Origin of the sequence: Staphylococcus sp. acrmy (assembly GCF_022690565.1) — a bacterium.
GTDB lineage: Bacteria > Bacillota > Bacilli > Staphylococcales > Staphylococcaceae > Staphylococcus > Staphylococcus caledonicus.
The window spans coordinates 100,644-116,661 of sequence record NZ_JALCVE010000002.1; the positions used below are offsets into that span (position 1 = coordinate 100,644).

Here is a 16,018-nt window from a genome sequence, read left to right on the forward strand (position 1 = left end):
TCAAAAAAGAAATATGCGACTTAATCAAAGCTTACATGTAATAAATTCTCTTCTATAAAAGTACGCAAGTGTGCATAATCATCTGTAAAGAAAATACCCGATTGTATTAATTCCGCTGCTTCGTCACGTGCTACTTCTAACATTCGATAATCTTCAACGATATTTGCCACCATAAAATCAGGAAGACCACTTTGTTTTACGCCAAAGAAATCACCAGGACCACGCATCTCTAAATCACGTTCACTAAGTTCGAATCCATCTGTTGTTTGAGTCATAATTGTCATACGTTCAATCCCAGTTTCCGTTTTAGGAGAAGCAATTAACACACAATAACTTTGATGCTCACTTCGCCCAACACGACCTCGTAATTGATGTAACGTAGACAAACCGAAACGATCAGCATCATAAATCATCATAAATGTCGCATTAGGTACATTTACACCCACCTCTACTACAGTAGTAGATACTAAAATATCGATATCGTGTTGACTAAATCGGTTCATAACATCATCTTTATCACTAGCTTGCATTTTACCGTGTAATAGTCCCACGCGTTCGTTACCATAATACTGTTGTAACGATTCATATAATGCTACAACATTTTGAACATCTTCTAAATGTTCCGAGCTTTCAATTAGCGGACAGATTACATAGGCTTGTCTGCCTTTCTTTAACTCAGAAGTCATTTGCGTTAACACTTGTTCATATTGTTCATGCTTAGCCCAGTTCGTAATAATAGGTTTTCGTCCTTTAGGTAATTGTTTAATTGAAGAAACATCCATTTCTCCAAACACTGAAATCGCCAACGTTCTAGGTATAGGCGTTGCCGTCATAAATAAAACATTAGTCATTGCGCCTTTTTCTCTAAGCAATTGACGTTGGTTTACCCCAAAACGATGTTGTTCATCGGTAATCACTAACCCTACATTTTGAAAAGTAACATCATCTTGAATTAATGCGTGAGTTCCTATTAAACAATCGATAGTGCCATTTTCTAATTGTTCGAGTAAAACGCCTCGCTTTTTACCTTTTACCGAACCAGTTAACAAAGCAACATTCATATAATCTCCAAACAAATCAGTCAAACTATTGGCATGTTGTTCAGCTAAAATTTCAGTTGGCACCATTAAGGCCGATTGATATCCTGCTGTTTTCAGTGCATACATACAAATTGCTGCGACAACTGTTTTACCAGAACCTACATCCCCTTGTAATAAACGATGCATTCTAACCGGTGCTTTCAAATCTCTAAAAATTTCATTAACGCTAGTCTTTTGGGCATCAGTTAATTCAAAAGGTAATGTATCAATAAAAGCTTTCACTTTTTGAATATCATAATTAATTTCGATAGCTTCATCGGAAGTCTTCTCTAATCGGTTAAGCCATTGCATGCGAAGTTCAAACATAAATAATTCTGTGAACGCATATGTACGACGTGCACGCATTAAGTCTTGTTTATCCTTTGGTTGATGTAGCGTTTTAATTGTCGAATCTAATGATTCAAGTTTATACTTTTCTCTTAAATCATCAGTCAACCACTCGTGAATAGTTACATCATTGAGGGTTTGATGAATCATATCTCGCATTTGCTTTTGTTTAATACCTTCTTTAATACGATACACAGGTTCTAACTTAACTTCATCAGTGTCTTGAGTTTGGTCATTAAAAAACATGCGATTTCCATTAATTTCCTGTTTAGCACGATTCCATTTACCTTTTACTGTCACCATTTCGTGAAGTTCTATTTTCTTTTTTAAGTATGGTTGGTTAAAGAATGTACATTTTACTGCAATATTATCTACCATGAGATGCACTGTTAATTTAGATTTATTTCTTCCAAAAAAGGCAACAGTAGGCATTGCATATACTTGACCTCTTACTGTGACCACAGATTGGTCTTCAGCAATATTTAAATCAACAACTGTATTATCTTCATATCGCGTTGGCAAGTATAATACTAAATCTTCAACGGTATGTATATTTAATTCTTGTAATAACGCAATTCTTTTTGGTCCGAGTCCTTTAATGTTTTGAAGCGGATATGGACTTTCAACTAAATTGACCTTAGACATAGTTTCCTCACCTAATATTTATAATCTTAGTATCTATTTTATCATGTATAGCTCAATTAATTGATTAGTAAAGCTTTTTAACAATAATTAATTGAAGTAACTATATTTAATTCGTTATTCGTATAATTTTTATTCTAATTTGAACTTCTTTTAAAGGATACATTATATATAAAAACAAACCCGAACTTTAATAAAGTCAGGTTTGTTTATCATAAAGTACAATATTTAATTTTATCTACTCAACTCACATGCCCATCCATCTTTATCACGATCTTGAGTGGCGCGGTAAGCTGGATGATTTTTAGAAACACCATTAGGATATTTCTTTCTCATTAAATCACAATTTTTAAAGTATTCTTTTTTGGCAGGTTTAGCAGTATTAGTTTTAGGTTTTGTTACTTTTGGTTTTGTTTTAGAAACTTTAGTTGATGAAGCTTTTGCACTAGTTGTAGCTTTGGCAGTTTTATTAGCTTTTTGAGTACTCCAAATATTTATTTTTTGAGCTTGTGCTTTAGATTGGCTAGCTAATAACATTTGTTGATATGTATTATTAGGTGGGTAAACATATGCTACTTTAGCTAATCCTTGTCTTACAACTGCTTCGTTGACCATTCTTCCATCAGCATAAACATATGCTAAAAAACGACCATATTTATCTGTTCGTTGTCCACGGTCGAATTGAACTTGTACTGTACGCGCATTAGCCATCATAGATGTAGTGAATCGACTTGCTTCAGGGCCATATTTTTGAACTGGTTTACGTGGATCTTTTGTTTCCGGTGTATCGATAAGTAATAATCTAAAAGTCGATTTTTTACCTTTATATAATAACTGAACAGTATCACCATCCACGCCTCTAATAAATTTTGCTGGTTCTTTTTTCAAAGTGCCTGTTTTTGCTTCTACTATATCATTACCGTAGATTAAATTGATCCCGAGCCCAAGTAGTATCACACTGCTTAATGCAATCATAACTTTTTTGTTTTTTAATATTACTAATAAAACACTAATTAACGATATAATACCAATTACTAATAATACATTTTCCATTTAGTTTCTCCTTTAGCTTTAATACTTTTATTTTATACTAATTTCAATGAATATTACTATAATTTTTTGTAAATATTTGTTTTTTAGTAATTAATATTATTAATTCAATTCGTATTTTCAAAATATTTCAGTACGCGTAATTTTAAAATTATATTATCATGCTCTACAAACATAATAAAAACCCTTAAACGATTATAATAAAACCATTTAAGGGTATTGCGATTGAAATCGAAGTGTTTACCGATTTCTCAAAACCAAAATATTATTATCTTATTCTTTTTTATTCTACAGCAAATAGATATTGGTAAATCGGTTGACCACCATTGTGTTCTTCAACCTCTAACTCAGGATATTCTGATTCTATCCACTCAATTAGTTTGTCTGAAACATCTGGATTAGCATCTTCACCCGCAAAAATTGTTAATATTTCACTATCTTCGGATAATAACTCTTTTAATAAGCCTGTGATAGTTGAAAATTCATCATTATTACTTGTGACGATTTTACTTTCTGCTAAGCCCATGAATTGACCTTTTTTAATTTCTACACCATCAATTTTAGTATCTCTAACTGCAAAAGTAACAGAACCTGATTTTACAGAATCTAAAGCAGTCGTCATATGAGATTTATTCTCCGCAAGTGATGAAGATGGATCATATTGAAATAATGCAGCAACACCTTGAGGGATTGACGTCGTTGGTATCACTTCTGTCTCTGCCTCAACTAAATCAGCTGCTTGGTCACTAGACATTCTTATATTTTTATTATTAGGCAAGATGATTGCACGTTGACATTGTGACTGTTCAATGACTTTAACAATATCTTCAGTTGAAGGATTCATTGTTTGTCCACCGCTAATAATATGAGTTGCTCCCATAGAAGTGAACAATTCAGAAATGCCTTCTCCCATTGAAATAGCAATAATCGCAGTTTCTACCGTTTTAGATTGATTGTCATCTTCTTTATGTTGATTTTGTTGTTCTTTACGAATAACTTCACGGTGTTGCTCACGCATATTTTCAGCTTTTACTTTAATTAATTCGCCATATTGTTGGCCATAATTAAATACTTCTCCAGGTGTTTCAGTATGCACGTGAACTTTTACGATTTCATCATCATTAATAACTAATAATGAATCACCGAATTGACTCATATCGTTTCTAAATTCTTGCTCGGAAAATTCTTTTTTATCTTTACCAAAACGGACCATCATTTCAGTACAATAACCAAATTTAATATCTTCAGTGTTAATCACACCATGAAAATCATGTGATTCATGTACTAATTCTTCAGTATCAAGTTTCTCTTTTGTTGCTTCAACAGTTTCTCCATTTAGACCTTTTAAGAAACCTTCATATACACATAACAACCCTTTACCACCACTGTCAACAACACCAACTTCTTTTAGCACTGCTAATAAGTTAGGTGTATTCTCTAATGATTTCTCAGCTTCAGCAATTGTATGTTCCATAATTGCAACACAGTCATCTGTTTCTTCTGCTTTTGTCATTGCCGCATTTGCAGCATCTTTAGCAACAGTTAAAATAGTACCTTCAACTGGTTTCATTACAGCTTTGTATGCAGTATCTACACCAGCTTGGAAACTACTAGCTAATTGTTGTGCATTAATTTCATCTTGGTCTTCAATATTTTTACAGAACCCTCTAAATAATTGAGATAAGATTACACCTGAATTTCCACGTGCACCCATTAATAGACCTTTAGAGAAGGTTTTACCTAACTCACCTATACTTTGAGATAGGTTATTTTCAACTTCTTCACGTCCAGAAGTGATTGTTAAATTCATATTTGTCCCAGTGTCACCGTCTGGCACTGGATATACATTGAGTGAATCAACTAAATCTGCATTATTTGATAAATTTTGTGCCCCTTGTATAATCATATCGGCAAATAATTTACCATTAATTTTGCTAATCATCGTGCTACGTCCTCCTATGCCTTCTTGCCCTTATTATTAAGTCTTACACCTTGTACAAAAATATTAATCGAATTAACTTTTAAATTAAGTGAAGTTTCTAATGTATATTTAACTGATGATTGTACATTGTTAGCTACTTCTGATATTTTCACACCATAGCTTACAATAATATACATATCTATATCAATAACACCATCATTTTCATTTACTACTATACCTTTAGCATAATTTTCATGTCCCAATATTTCGGCTATTCCATCTCTTACTTGTTGTCTGGATGCCATGCCTACTATGCCGTAACTTTCAACAGCTTTACTGCCTACTACTGACGCAATGACTTCATTTGAAATATCAATTTTGCCATAGTCATTTGAGATTTCTATTGTCATTTTCATATTCCTCCTGAATGATGTTTTAATGACGAAACGAGAAAGAAATTAATTGTTTTCTTGAAGATAACCAAATCTCCCATAAATATTTCATAATAATATTATTAAATATATTACAAAACTCCTCAGCTTACAATTATACCATATATTATGATTTTCGAAACATTTTAAAATAGTTTACATTTTATTTCATTGATTTAAAAATTTAGATATGGTATCTTATTAAAGTATATAAGTAGCCAAGTGTATTTATATTTATTAAAGGAGGTACTTTGATGGGTAAAGAATGTTTCGTAACAGGTCGTAAAGCTTCGACTGGTAATAATCGTTCACACGCTTTAAATGCGAACAAACGCAGATTTAATGCTAACCTTCAAAAAGTTAGAATTTTAGTTGACGGAAAACCTAAAAAAGTTTGGGTTTCTGCTCGTGCTTTAAAATCTGGTAAAGTTACTAGAGTTTAATAAATATAATGCACTAAAAAATGCCTTCATATGTGGTGAAGGCATTTTTTTATGTCTAAATTTCTTAAAGATCTTTACTTTTCATTTGTAGCACCTGGCCCTCTTCAAGATTAACCGTTGCTATTTCTTCTTCAATTTCATTAGAAATTGTAAGTGTCGAACCAATTTCTAAATGTTGATGGTTAAGATTATATTTAAAGCCAGATAAAGATATAGTAGCCTCTCCATTGACTGGAATAAATGATACATAGTTATAAAAAGATGATTTAGAAATCTGATACTGCCCTGTATTTAATAATTGAATTTCATTTTGTCTATCTATCACTATGATATTCACTTTTTTATCAAAATATAGTGGCTTTTGGAGTATTTGTAACATCCCCATGAAATGATCCAGTCTTCCACCTGTTGCACCGTAAATATTTATTTCTGTATAGCCTTTATTTACAGCTTCTTCCACACCTAAAGCTAAATCTGTGTCGTCCTTTTCAGCTTTAACAGGATGAATATTTAAAGCTTGCTTTAAATGTTCACGCTCTTCATCCGTTACTGAATCAAAATCTCCTACCGCATAAACGGGGATAATATCGTGATGAGTCAGGATAAGCGTTCCTCTATCAATCCCTCCCCAATGGGCGTGCTTTTCTTTTTCAAAAATATGGGGAGGCAAATTACGTTCACTACACAATAAATTAATCTTCATAGCTCATCAGCCCTTTAAATGTTGTGTAACCTTTTTATAGTCTTCGTGATTAAAGAAATAAGAGCCTGTTACAAACATAGTCGCTCCATTTTCCGCACATAAATCAATAGTTTTATCATTAATGCCACCATCAACTTCAATATCAAATTGGAGGTTTAATGACTGCTTCAAATCACGCAATACTTTAACCTTTGAGGCACAAGCTTCGATAAATGTTTGACCACTAAAGCCAGGGTTAACTGTCATAACTAGAACATAATCCACGATTTCTAACACTGGCATAATTGCTTCGACTGGCGTACCTGGGTTAATTACTACGCCAGCTTTTTTATTAGCATTTTTAATCATTTGAAGTGCGCTATGAATATGAGGTGTGGCTTCAACATGTACGGAAATCATATCTGCTCCATGCTCAGCAAAAGTTTCAATATAGCTCTCAGGATTGTCAATCATTAGATGTACATCAATCGGTAACTTGGTAGCTGAACGTACAGCATCGAGTATAGGCAAGCCAATTGAAATATTTGGTACATATTGACCATCCATAACGTCAAAATGCACTCCATCTACTCCTGCGTTTTCTAATGCGACAATTTCTTCTTTTAAATTTAAAAAATCAGCTGATAGCAGTGAAGGATAAATTTTCTTCATTAATATCTTACCTTTCTATTTGAAATTTCATTATATAATTGAAGGTAGTGATCATAGCGAAATTGAGCTAGATGTCCTTCTTCTAGTTGTTGTTTTACATTGCATTTAGGTTCTTTGATATGATTGCAATTTCTAAATTTACATTCTTCGCCGAATGAATCAATATCAATGAAATAGTGCTTTATTTCATCTTTTTCAATATGTTCAAAATCTAATGCACTAAAACCGGGTGTATCGGCGATAAAACCATCTTCTCTTTCGAACAACTCTACATGACGTGTTGTATGTTTACCACGATTAAGTGATTTTGAAATATCATTTGTTTCAAGATTCAATTCAGGTTTTAAAGCATTGATAAATGTCGATTTACCTACTCCTGATTGTCCACTCAACACTACTAAACCTTTAGGCAAGGAATTAATAATAGTTTGTTTGTCCGTATCTTTATGAATGAAGTGTGTGGTATAACCAATTTTTTCATATATCTTTAATAACTCGTTAATATGTTGAATTTCTGATTCAGATGCCAAATCTTTTTTTGTAACTAAGATACTTGGAGCTAACTTATAAGAATGTGCAATCACTAAAAATCGATCTAATAGTTGAGTAGAAAAGTCTGGCTCTACTGCGCTCATTACGATAACTAAACCGTCAATATTACTTACAGGCGGACGTTTTAACGCGTTGCGACGTTCATGAACATGATGGATATAGCCTTCGTTTATATTTTGAATTTCAAAATCAACGATATCTCCGACGATCGGTGAAAATTTCTTTTTACGGAAAAGTCCACGAGGTTTAGTATTATATAATGTTCCATCAACGTCGACTTGATAAACCCCACTAATTAATTTGATGATACGTCCAGTTTCCAAAGCGACACCTCTCATTTACTATTTATATCTAAATATTATAGCAAATCATTTATAAATATTATATGTTCAAGCATGATAGTATTACTTGATTAAGAAAATACTATTTATTAGGTTTACATAATAATATTATAGTAGTTAAATATACAAAATAAACTCCTTCATTTCTACACGTAATATGTATAGATTGAAGGAGTTTATCTCTAATTAATAGGTAATGTCTTTATCTGCTATAACATCGCCATCTACTCTAATAGTATAACCTGCGTCAGAACCTTCTTTTATTTTTAAAGGAATCGTAATTGTTTTATCTTTATTTATACTATATGTTTGTTTCGCATTAGACCCACTGTTATCTTTATCTCTAACATATACTTCGACTTTTTGACTGTCATCATCGTCTCCTGTGTATGGTATGTGATATGTTTCAGTGTAGTTTTTTACGTCCGACTTGCTGTCAGAATCATCCTTTTTCTCTTTAGCACTGTCTGATTTTGATTTATCTTTCGCTTTATCATCTTTTTTAGCATCTGCTTTCTCTTCTTCACCTTTAGATACAGTTAATTGTATAGTGCTTCCTTCTTCAACTTCTGTATTTTTTGGACTTTGAGAAATAATCATATCCTTTTTCACGCTACTACTTGTTTCAGTGGTAACTTGAACTTTTAGATTAATTTTTTCTAGTTCTTTTTTCGCAGATTTATAATTTTTATTTTCATAATCTTTTACGTAAACTTTTTTAACGCCTAAAGATTCAACTAAGGTAATTTGATGACCATTAATTTCAACATCATTATCTGGGTTTACGCTTTGTTGCGCAATTAATCCCTTAGGAAATTCGTTATTATATTCCTGTTTAACCGTAACATTTTTAAGCTTTAATTCTTTTAATTTATCAATGGCATCTGCTTTTTTCATGCCTATAACATTTGGCATTTTAGCACGTTCCGGTCCTTTAGATAGCACAATATCTATCTTTTCATGTTGATTGACACGTTCACCAGAATTAGGTGTTGTTTTTATAATTTTATTTTCTGGATAATCATCACTGTAATCTCTAGAAATTTTGCCAATTTCTAAATTTGATTTATGCAATGTTTTCTCAGCTTCTTTTTCAGTTTTACCTTTTAAGTCGGGCATTTCAGCATATTTACTACCAAACATTCCTAATGCAATAAAACCAAATAGACTAGCTATTAATAATATCAGAATAAAACCAATCGCAAACTTTTTCTTTTTTGAACGTTTTTTCTTTGGCGTTTCATAAATCGGTCCTTCAGCGGTTTGGAATTTATGTTCATTCACAATTGGTATTTGCATTGTTTGTGAAATATCTTTTTTATCATGCTCTTTTTTGATTTTATTTTTAATTTCATTCTTGTCTATTGAAACTGTATTTGTTTCATCACGTTCTAGTGAATGTTTCTCTTCATTCGCTCTACTAGAAACAAGCACACTACTTAAATCTTCTCTCATTTCTTTAACGCTTTGATAACGATCACTAGGATCCTTTTCAGTCGATTTTAAAATCACATTACTCAATGACTGAGGGATTTCTGAGCGTATATCAGTTACATTAGGGATTGCGTCTTGTATATGTTTAATCGCTATACTAACTGCAGTTTCACCAGCAAATGGCGGCTTACCTACTAGCATTTCATATAGCACAATACCTATAGAGTAAATATCAGTCGTTTCGTTAGTCGCTTCACCTTTAGCCTGTTCAGGCGATAAATATTGAACGGTGCCAAGTACATGATTTGTTTGCGTCATAGATGTTTCACTTAACGCTTTCGCAATACCAAAATCAAAAATTTTCAACGTTTTATTCTTATCAATCAATATATTCTGTGGTTTGATATCTCTATGAATAATTAATTTCTCATGAGCCTGCTGTACCCCTTTTAAAATTTGCTCAGTAAAAGCGATAGCAGTGTCTACATTTAATGGGCCATGACTATGTATATATTCTGAAAGCGTAGGGCCATCAATATATTCCATAATTAGAAAGAAACAATCGTCATCTTCTTGAACGTCATATACACCTACAATATTCTCATGTGAAAGTTGCGTAGCGTTATTAACTTCACGTTCAAAACGCTTCATCGTTTCTTCTTTCTCATCTTGAGGAATTGAAATTGCTTTAATAGCTACTTTACGATTTAAAATAGTATCTTCGGCAAGATAAACAGTGCTCATACCACCGCCACCAAGTTTATCTAACACCTTATAGCGATCACTAATTAACTTTCCAATCATACACTATCACCCTCAATAGATGCTAATAGCACACTAATATTATCTTTAGACTTATGGTGTAGTGCTAACTGAATTAATTGTTCGCCATGTTCTTCTAAAGTAAGCGATTCATTTAACGCTTCTTTAATACGATTATCTCTGACGTAATCTGTAAGACCATCAGAATTTAATAAGATGAAGTTATAATAACCAATGCGTTTAGTAAAGACATCTGGACTAACTCGTTTGTCAGTTCCCATAACTTTTGTAATTATATTTCGTTGTGGGTGATTAAACGCTTCTTCTTCAGTAATTTGCCTCATCATAATTAAGTGATTTACGAACGAATGATCATGCGTCACTTGTTCTATTTCTCTAGAATTAATGACATACGCTCTAGAATCACCAATATTAGCGACCACCATTTTTTTATCGAATACGAGAGCACAGACACAGGTAGTGCCCATGCCTCGATATTCTGAATTATCTTGAGCATATTCGAACAACTCACGGTTAATTTCTTTTAAATTAAAACGCAACCAAGTTTCGGCTTGTTCAAACTCGATAAAGTTCTCCTCTTCAAAACGTTTTTGAAGTTCGTTAGTAACAAACTGACTTGCAATTTCCCCCGCTTTATGACCGCCCATACCATCGCATAATACTAATAATTGTTGGTTAGTTTGGTTATAAAAAATACCTCCTGCATCCTCATTCTTTTCTCTATGTTGTCCAGTATCTGTGAAAAATTGTGCGTTTAGCATTATGATTACCTCGTTTCTACTTGTCGTTCCTTAGCTCTTAATTGTCCACATGCTGCATCAATATCTGATCCTTGTTCACGTCTTATTGTAGCATTGATTCCTAATTTCTTAAGTTCTTTTTCAAATTTAAAAATATCATCTTTCGGTGTTTTAACGTAATTACGTTCTGGAACATGGTTAACTGGAATAAGGTTAACATGACAATTTAAATCTTTAATAAGATGTGCTAAGTCACGTGCATGTTCTAGTTGATCGTTAACACCGCCGAATAGGCCGTATTCAAATGTCACACGTCGATTTGTCTTTTCCTGATAGTATTTAATAGCTTCCATTAATTTATCTACATGATATGCTCGGTTAATAGGCATTAATTTAGAACGAATATCATCTTTAGCGGCATGTAAACTGACCGCAAAGTTGATTTGAATATCTTCTTCAGCAAAATCATAAATACGTGGGATAATACCTGATGTTGAAACCGTAATATGACGAGCACCAATATTTAAACTATTATCATCATTAACTATACGTAAGAAATCCATCATTTCATCGTAGTTTTCAAATGGTTCACCAATACCCATGATTACAATTTGTGATACACGTTCCTCCGTTGCGTCTAGCGCTTTTTGAACAGTAAGAACTTGAGACACAATTTCTCCCGCTTCTAAATTACGTTTTAGTCCGCCTAATGTAGAGGCACAGAATGTACAACCAATTCGGCATCCTACTTGAGTAGTTACACATACAGAATTTCCGTATTCATGGCGCATAAGCACAGTTTCAATTGTATAGCCGTCTTGTAATTCAAACAGAAATTTAATTGTCCCATCTTTACTTTCTTGCTTTACAACTGTAGTTAATGTTGTCATCGCGAAATTATCTTTTAAAACTTGACGTAACTCTTTTGATAAATTAGTCATTTCGTCAATACTATCTACACGTTTTTGATATAACCATTCAAAGATTTGCTTCGCTCTGAATTTCTGTTGGCCGTGTTCTACTAACCATTCTTGCATCTCATCAAATCTTAAAGAATAAATAGATTGCTTTTCAAAATTGGGCAAGAACTTGTTTTTCTTTTTCTTTTCAGCAGTTATCATCTTAACTTTCCTTTCTCTTTACTTTAGTTATGAAAAAGCCATCCGAATTAAAATCTTGGGGTAAAATTTGTATTGTTTTAACTTTTTCACCTGTTACAGGGTGAATCATCGGTTCAAATTCAAAGTCTTTATTATTTTTTAAAAATGTATAAATAACATTATCGTTTTCAAGTTGTTCTATAGTACACGTTGAATATATTAACGTTCCACCTGGTTTTAAATTATCTTTTACATTGTCTAATATGCGCAATTGCAATTCAACTAAGTCTTGAATATCTTGTGGTGTTTGAACATATTTAATTTCAGGTTTATGACGCAATACGCCTAGACCACTACATGGCGCATCAACTAATATTTTATCGTACATGTCTTTATACGGTGTTGTAGCATCATGATCATACGCTTTAATATTATTCAGTCTTAACTTTTTAATGTTTTCTTTAATTAAACCAATTTTATGTTTATGAACATCTGTTGCATCCACATGTCCACTCGGCGATAATAATTCAGCTATATGACAAGCCTTACCACCAGGGGCACTACAAGCGTCTAGCACGATATCGTTATCTTCCACATCCATTAGATAACCTACAAACATAGAGCTTTTATCTTGGATTGAAATGAGTCCCTCGTTAAAAGCGTGTGATTCAATAATAGGTTTCCCTTTTAAATGTAAACAATAAGGAATGATATCATCAATTTCGACTTGATATCCTTCTTCAATTAAAGCATTCACTACTTTATCCACGCTACTTTGACTTGTATTAACACGTACAGTACTTGCTGTTTTAGTAAAGAATGCAGTTGCTATTTCACGTGTTGTTTCTACACCGTAGTGAGTAATCCAATGTTCAATAATCCATTTAGGTATACTATACTCTACCGACATGCGTTGCTTTTCATTTTTAATCGAGTCAATTTGTGGTAACTCACTTCTGAAAATAGTTCTTAATACACCATTAACTATATTGCCATTATGAGGTCCGCCACGATGTTTTGCAATTTCCACCGCTTCATTTATGATAGCGTGATTTGGTACTTTGTCTAAATAAATATATTGATAAAGACTCATCCATAATAATTGACGAACCCAACCTTTAATTTTGGTTTTAATAAATGGTTTGAGATAAAAATCGAGCGTTAGTTTACGCTTTACAGTTCCATATACTAATTCGGTATAAAGTGGTTTATCAATATCAGAAATCTCATTTTCATTAATTACTTCGTTAATTCTTAAATTACTATAGGCATAATCATTGAAAATATCTTGTATTGTTTGGAATGCTAATTCTCTTACTGTTTGTGTCATATTAATTTTTTCCCTACTAGCGATTCTTGAACACCGCTTAAATAATTAGCAGCAAGCATGCGCTTTTTCCCTGCTAGTTGAATATCTGTTAAGGCTACAGAATCATTCGAACCTGTTGCTACGATGATAGCTTTTTTAGTTGTTTCAATGATTTGGCCTGCATCGCCTTGTTTATCGGGTACTATATGAGAAGCATATAATTTTAAATTCGTTTCATCCATTGTAGTATAAGCTACAGGCCACGGCGATAATCCTCGAATGTGATCGTGAATTTCTCGTGCACTTTTAGTCCAATCAATACGTTCATCTTCTCTACTAATATTTGAAGCAAATGTAGCCTGAGCGTTATCTTGAGGGATACTTTCATTTGTTCCTTCTAAAATAGACGGTAATGTTTCTTTTAGTAAATCCGCGCCTAAGAAACTAAGCTTATCATGCATTGATCCAACGTTGTCATTCTCTTCAATCGCTATTGATTTTTGTGAAATAATGTTGCCGGCATCTAATTTTTTTACCATGTACATAATTGTCACGCCTGTTTCTTTCTCACCATCAATAATAGCTTGATGTATTGGCGCCCCACCACGATATTTAGGTAGCAATGATGCATGAACATTTATTGCACCTAACTTAGGTAATGTTAGTAACTTCTCTGGTAATAGTTGACCAAATGCTGCTGTAATGATTAAATCAGGTTCTAAAGTTAGCAATTCATCCAACTCTGTAGAATCTTTTAAGTTTTCTGGTTGATATATAGGCAAATGATGTTCTTGAGCCACACGTTTAACTGGTGGCGGTGTGAGTACACGCTTACGTCCAACTGGTCTGTCAGGTTGTGTGACCACTGCTATTACCTCATGCTCAGCTATTAACATTTCTAATATTTTAGTTGAAAAGTCTGGTGTCCCCATAAATATCACTTTACTCATTGTCAAAATACGCCTCCATCTCTTCATCTGTTAGTATACGCTTCGCGCGCTCAGTAAACACTACACCGTTTAATTGATCAATGATATGTAACAACATACGGGCTACATCATCATAGGCAGTTAATTCGATAGTATTACCTTCTAGATCATTGCCTTCTACTACAATCATCTTACTACGTTCAACCTCACCGAATACACCCGGAAGATTTACAGACCCTTCTAAATCTAGAATCTTTTCATCTGATTCTGATTTAACTTTAGGATTAATAAGTTGTAATAGACCTTCTAATTCCATGTCTATCATGGCTACTTGTTTACTAATGCCTATTTGAGGCGCGCTCAATGCAGAAGCTTCTTCAGCATACAGTGTATCTTCGATATCTAATAACAAATCTTTTAATGTTGCATCAAATTGAGTAACAGGTTGTGCTTGTTTTGTTAATACAGGATGCGTAGACTGGACTAATTTTTGTATCGCCATTTTATATGCTCCTCCTGAAAAAATTCATCATATAATTATAACTTAATTCAAATTGAATTGCGACCTTAGTCTGAAATTTGTACTACTCGATCTTTATTAATTGCTTTCTATTTTTTTACTATTAAAATAAGGGGTGAATAAAGAAAATTTAAATATTAACTAAGAGAGGAGTGTAACAAATGGAAGTAAACAAAATTATTTATATTGTTTTAGCAGTCTTTTTAGGCGGATTTGGCGTTCATAAATTCTACGCTGGAAAAACAATGTCAGGTATTTTACATTTAGTTTTCTGTTGGACAGGTATTCCTCATATCATTGCGATTATTAGTGCTATTTTAACACTATTTAGACCAGCAAATGAACATGGCAACATTGTAATGTAAGATGAATTATAAAGAGAGTTACGCTTTATAGGGGTTGTTCACACCCTATGGCGTAACTCTTTTTATTAACTCAAAATAAACATAAGAATAGAAACAACAATCGCTAATATACTAATAAGTGTTGGTATTACAAAGCGTATTTCATCTACACGCTTTTTATTGTTATCTTCTTTAATTTGTAAGGCCATATCCTTAATTTGTAATACAAGCATTTCGTGATTACTATCTATTTTTAGAACTAGTTTTTCTTCGACTTCATCTATTTTTTGATCTACCTTATCTATTTTAAGGTTTAGTCTTTCCTCGACTTCGTCTATTTTATGTTCTAACTTATCTATTTTAAGATTTAATCTTTCTTCGACTTCGTCTATTTTTTGATCTACCTTATCTAATTTAAGGTTTAACGTTTTATCAACTAAATCAATATGTTGGTCCAAACTTTTTTCTAACGTAGCATTTTGATAATCCATTTTATCTTCAAGTGCATCAAATCTTGAATCAACATGTTCTTTATATGTGACAAATTCTTTTGTAGTGATAAATTTTTCTTCAACCATAGCGGTCATCCTCCATAATATAAATGCCAGATGCTAGTTAACGATGTGAATTCTTGGTGTTTAAGTGACATAGCAATATTAATGGAATAATTAAACATTTAGTTTTAGAGTTCGACGACT

16 protein-coding genes and 1 pseudogene are annotated in these 16,018 nt (G+C 32.8%); 2 read left to right on the plus strand and 15 right to left on the minus strand.

The genetic code is table 11. The features are described 5' to 3' along the window. Window positions 1-20: 20 nt before the first annotated feature. From recG to FH144_RS02265, 5 genes and pseudogenes are all read right to left on the minus strand, one after another. On the minus strand, window positions 21-2,072 hold the full coding sequence (recG, locus tag FH144_RS02245; protein ID WP_242313493.1) for an ATP-dependent DNA helicase RecG: 2,052 nt from the start codon (window positions 2,070-2,072) through the stop codon (window positions 21-23). A gap of 231 nt (window positions 2,073-2,303) precedes the next feature. Continuing rightward, window positions 2,304-2,561: an excalibur calcium-binding domain-containing protein gene (locus tag FH144_RS12075; RefSeq protein WP_423584757.1), complete on the minus strand. Its 258-nt coding sequence runs from the start codon at window positions 2,559-2,561 to the stop codon at window positions 2,304-2,306. Continuing rightward, window positions 2,538-2,966 (minus strand): annotated as a pseudogene (locus FH144_RS02255) (thermonuclease family protein); the annotation flags it as partial. The gene FH144_RS12075 and the pseudogene FH144_RS02255, both read right to left, overlap by 24 nt. Before the next feature lie 436 nt (window positions 2,967-3,402). Beyond that, window positions 3,403-5,061, minus strand: a complete 1,659-nt coding sequence (gene fakA / locus FH144_RS02260) for a fatty acid kinase catalytic subunit FakA (protein WP_242313494.1) — start codon at window positions 5,059-5,061, stop codon at window positions 3,403-3,405. 14 nt (window positions 5,062-5,075) lie between these two features. After that, on the minus strand, window positions 5,076-5,450 hold the full coding sequence (locus tag FH144_RS02265; RefSeq protein ID WP_107507643.1) for an Asp23/Gls24 family envelope stress response protein: 375 nt from the start codon (window positions 5,448-5,450) through the stop codon (window positions 5,076-5,078). A gap of 275 nt (window positions 5,451-5,725) precedes the next feature. Here FH144_RS02265 and rpmB point away from each other — a divergent pair, with 275 nt between their 5' ends. After that, window positions 5,726-5,914, plus strand: coding sequence for a 50S ribosomal protein L28 (rpmB, locus tag FH144_RS02270; RefSeq protein ID WP_103167295.1), 189 nt, complete (start codon window positions 5,726-5,728; stop codon window positions 5,912-5,914). Window positions 5,915-5,978: 64 nt separating this feature from the next. On the opposite strand, the gene FH144_RS02275 is transcribed toward rpmB, so the two are convergent. The 9 genes from FH144_RS02275 to FH144_RS02315 all read right to left on the minus strand — a co-directional run bounded on the left by FH144_RS02275 (window position 5,979) and on the right by FH144_RS02315 (window position 14,958). Beyond that, the gene (locus FH144_RS02275; RefSeq protein ID WP_242313495.1) at window positions 5,979-6,617 is read right to left on the minus strand and encodes a thiamine diphosphokinase; all 639 of its coding nucleotides are present in this window, start codon (window positions 6,615-6,617) and stop codon (window positions 5,979-5,981) included. Between the two features lie 6 nt (window positions 6,618-6,623). Then, window positions 6,624-7,268 carry a ribulose-phosphate 3-epimerase gene (gene rpe, locus FH144_RS02280; RefSeq protein ID WP_242313496.1) on the minus strand — a complete coding sequence of 215 codons (645 nt, stop codon included), beginning with the start codon at window positions 7,266-7,268 and terminating at the stop codon, window positions 6,624-6,626. Further along, window positions 7,268-8,143 (minus strand): ribosome small subunit-dependent GTPase A, encoded by an 876-nt coding sequence (gene rsgA / locus FH144_RS02285; RefSeq protein WP_107507864.1) that lies wholly within the window; start codon window positions 8,141-8,143, stop codon window positions 7,268-7,270. Before rsgA ends, rpe begins: the two co-directional genes overlap by 1 nt. A 204-nt stretch (window positions 8,144-8,347) precedes the next feature. Then, window positions 8,348-10,399, minus strand: coding sequence for a Stk1 family PASTA domain-containing Ser/Thr kinase (gene pknB / locus FH144_RS02290; protein ID WP_242313497.1), 2,052 nt, complete (start codon window positions 10,397-10,399; stop codon window positions 8,348-8,350). Further along, the gene (locus FH144_RS02295) at window positions 10,396-11,139 is read right to left on the minus strand and encodes a Stp1/IreP family PP2C-type Ser/Thr phosphatase (protein ID WP_242313498.1); all 744 of its coding nucleotides are present in this window, start codon (window positions 11,137-11,139) and stop codon (window positions 10,396-10,398) included. The genes pknB and FH144_RS02295 overlap by 4 nt, the downstream gene beginning before the upstream one ends. A gap of 5 nt (window positions 11,140-11,144) precedes the next feature. Then, on the minus strand, window positions 11,145-12,239 hold the full coding sequence (gene rlmN / locus FH144_RS02300; protein ID WP_242313499.1) for a dual-specificity RNA methyltransferase RlmN: 1,095 nt from the start codon (window positions 12,237-12,239) through the stop codon (window positions 11,145-11,147). A 1-nt stretch (window position 12,240) separates the two neighbouring features. Continuing rightward, window positions 12,241-13,548, minus strand: a complete 1,308-nt coding sequence (gene rsmB, locus FH144_RS02305) for a 16S rRNA (cytosine(967)-C(5))-methyltransferase RsmB (protein ID WP_242313500.1) — start codon at window positions 13,546-13,548, stop codon at window positions 12,241-12,243. Then, window positions 13,545-14,477 carry a methionyl-tRNA formyltransferase gene (fmt, locus tag FH144_RS02310; RefSeq protein WP_242313501.1) on the minus strand — a complete coding sequence of 311 codons (933 nt, stop codon included), beginning with the start codon at window positions 14,475-14,477 and terminating at the stop codon, window positions 13,545-13,547. The genes rsmB and fmt overlap by 4 nt, the downstream gene beginning before the upstream one ends. Continuing rightward, window positions 14,470-14,958: a peptide deformylase gene (locus FH144_RS02315; protein ID WP_107507870.1), complete on the minus strand. Its 489-nt coding sequence runs from the start codon at window positions 14,956-14,958 to the stop codon at window positions 14,470-14,472. The genes fmt and FH144_RS02315 overlap by 8 nt, the downstream gene beginning before the upstream one ends. A gap of 179 nt (window positions 14,959-15,137) precedes the next feature. On the opposite strand from FH144_RS02315, the gene FH144_RS02320 reads away from it, so the two are divergent. Next, window positions 15,138-15,341, plus strand: a complete 204-nt coding sequence (locus FH144_RS02320) for a TM2 domain-containing protein (RefSeq protein ID WP_103167279.1) — start codon at window positions 15,138-15,140, stop codon at window positions 15,339-15,341. Between the two features lie 65 nt (window positions 15,342-15,406). Here FH144_RS02320 and FH144_RS02325 read toward each other — a convergent pair whose 3' ends face one another. Continuing rightward, window positions 15,407-15,898, minus strand: coding sequence for a hypothetical protein (locus FH144_RS02325; RefSeq protein ID WP_242313502.1), 492 nt, complete (start codon window positions 15,896-15,898; stop codon window positions 15,407-15,409). Between the last annotated feature and the right edge of the window lie 120 nt (window positions 15,899-16,018).

What these genes read in the sequence shown, in the direction of transcription:
- FH144_RS02315 (WP_107507870.1), bottom strand. Translation starts at nt 14,958, where the DNA reads ATGGCGATACAAAAATTAGTCCAGTCTACGCATCCTGTATTAACAAAA.
- FH144_RS02265 (WP_107507643.1), bottom strand. Translation starts at nt 5,450, where the DNA reads ATGACAATAGAAATCTCAAATGACTATGGCAAAATTGATATTTCAAAT.
- rsmB (WP_242313500.1), bottom strand. Translation starts at nt 13,548, where the DNA reads ATGACACAAACAGTAAGAGAATTAGCATTCCAAACAATACAAGATATT.
- recG (WP_242313493.1), bottom strand. Translation starts at nt 2,072, where the DNA reads ATGTCTAAGGTCAATTTAGTTGAAAGTCCATATCCGCTTCAAAACATT.
- rlmN (WP_242313499.1), bottom strand. Translation starts at nt 12,239, where the DNA reads ATGATAACTGCTGAAAAGAAAAAGAAAAACAAGTTCTTGCCCAATTTT.
- fakA (WP_242313494.1), bottom strand. Translation starts at nt 5,061, where the DNA reads ATGATTAGCAAAATTAATGGTAAATTATTTGCCGATATGATTATACAA.
- rpe (WP_242313496.1), bottom strand. Translation starts at nt 7,268, where the DNA reads ATGAAGAAAATTTATCCTTCACTGCTATCAGCTGATTTTTTAAATTTA.
- rpmB (WP_103167295.1), top strand. Translation starts at nt 5,726, where the DNA reads ATGGGTAAAGAATGTTTCGTAACAGGTCGTAAAGCTTCGACTGGTAAT.
- FH144_RS02275 (WP_242313495.1), bottom strand. Translation starts at nt 6,617, where the DNA reads ATGAAGATTAATTTATTGTGTAGTGAACGTAATTTGCCTCCCCATATT.
- FH144_RS02295 (WP_242313498.1), bottom strand. Translation starts at nt 11,139, where the DNA reads ATGCTAAACGCACAATTTTTCACAGATACTGGACAACATAGAGAAAAG.
- FH144_RS02320 (WP_103167279.1), top strand. Translation starts at nt 15,138, where the DNA reads ATGGAAGTAAACAAAATTATTTATATTGTTTTAGCAGTCTTTTTAGGC.
- pknB (WP_242313497.1), bottom strand. Translation starts at nt 10,399, where the DNA reads ATGATTGGAAAGTTAATTAGTGATCGCTATAAGGTGTTAGATAAACTT.
- fmt (WP_242313501.1), bottom strand. Translation starts at nt 14,477, where the DNA reads ATGAGTAAAGTGATATTTATGGGGACACCAGACTTTTCAACTAAAATA.
- FH144_RS02325 (WP_242313502.1), bottom strand. Translation starts at nt 15,898, where the DNA reads ATGGTTGAAGAAAAATTTATCACTACAAAAGAATTTGTCACATATAAA.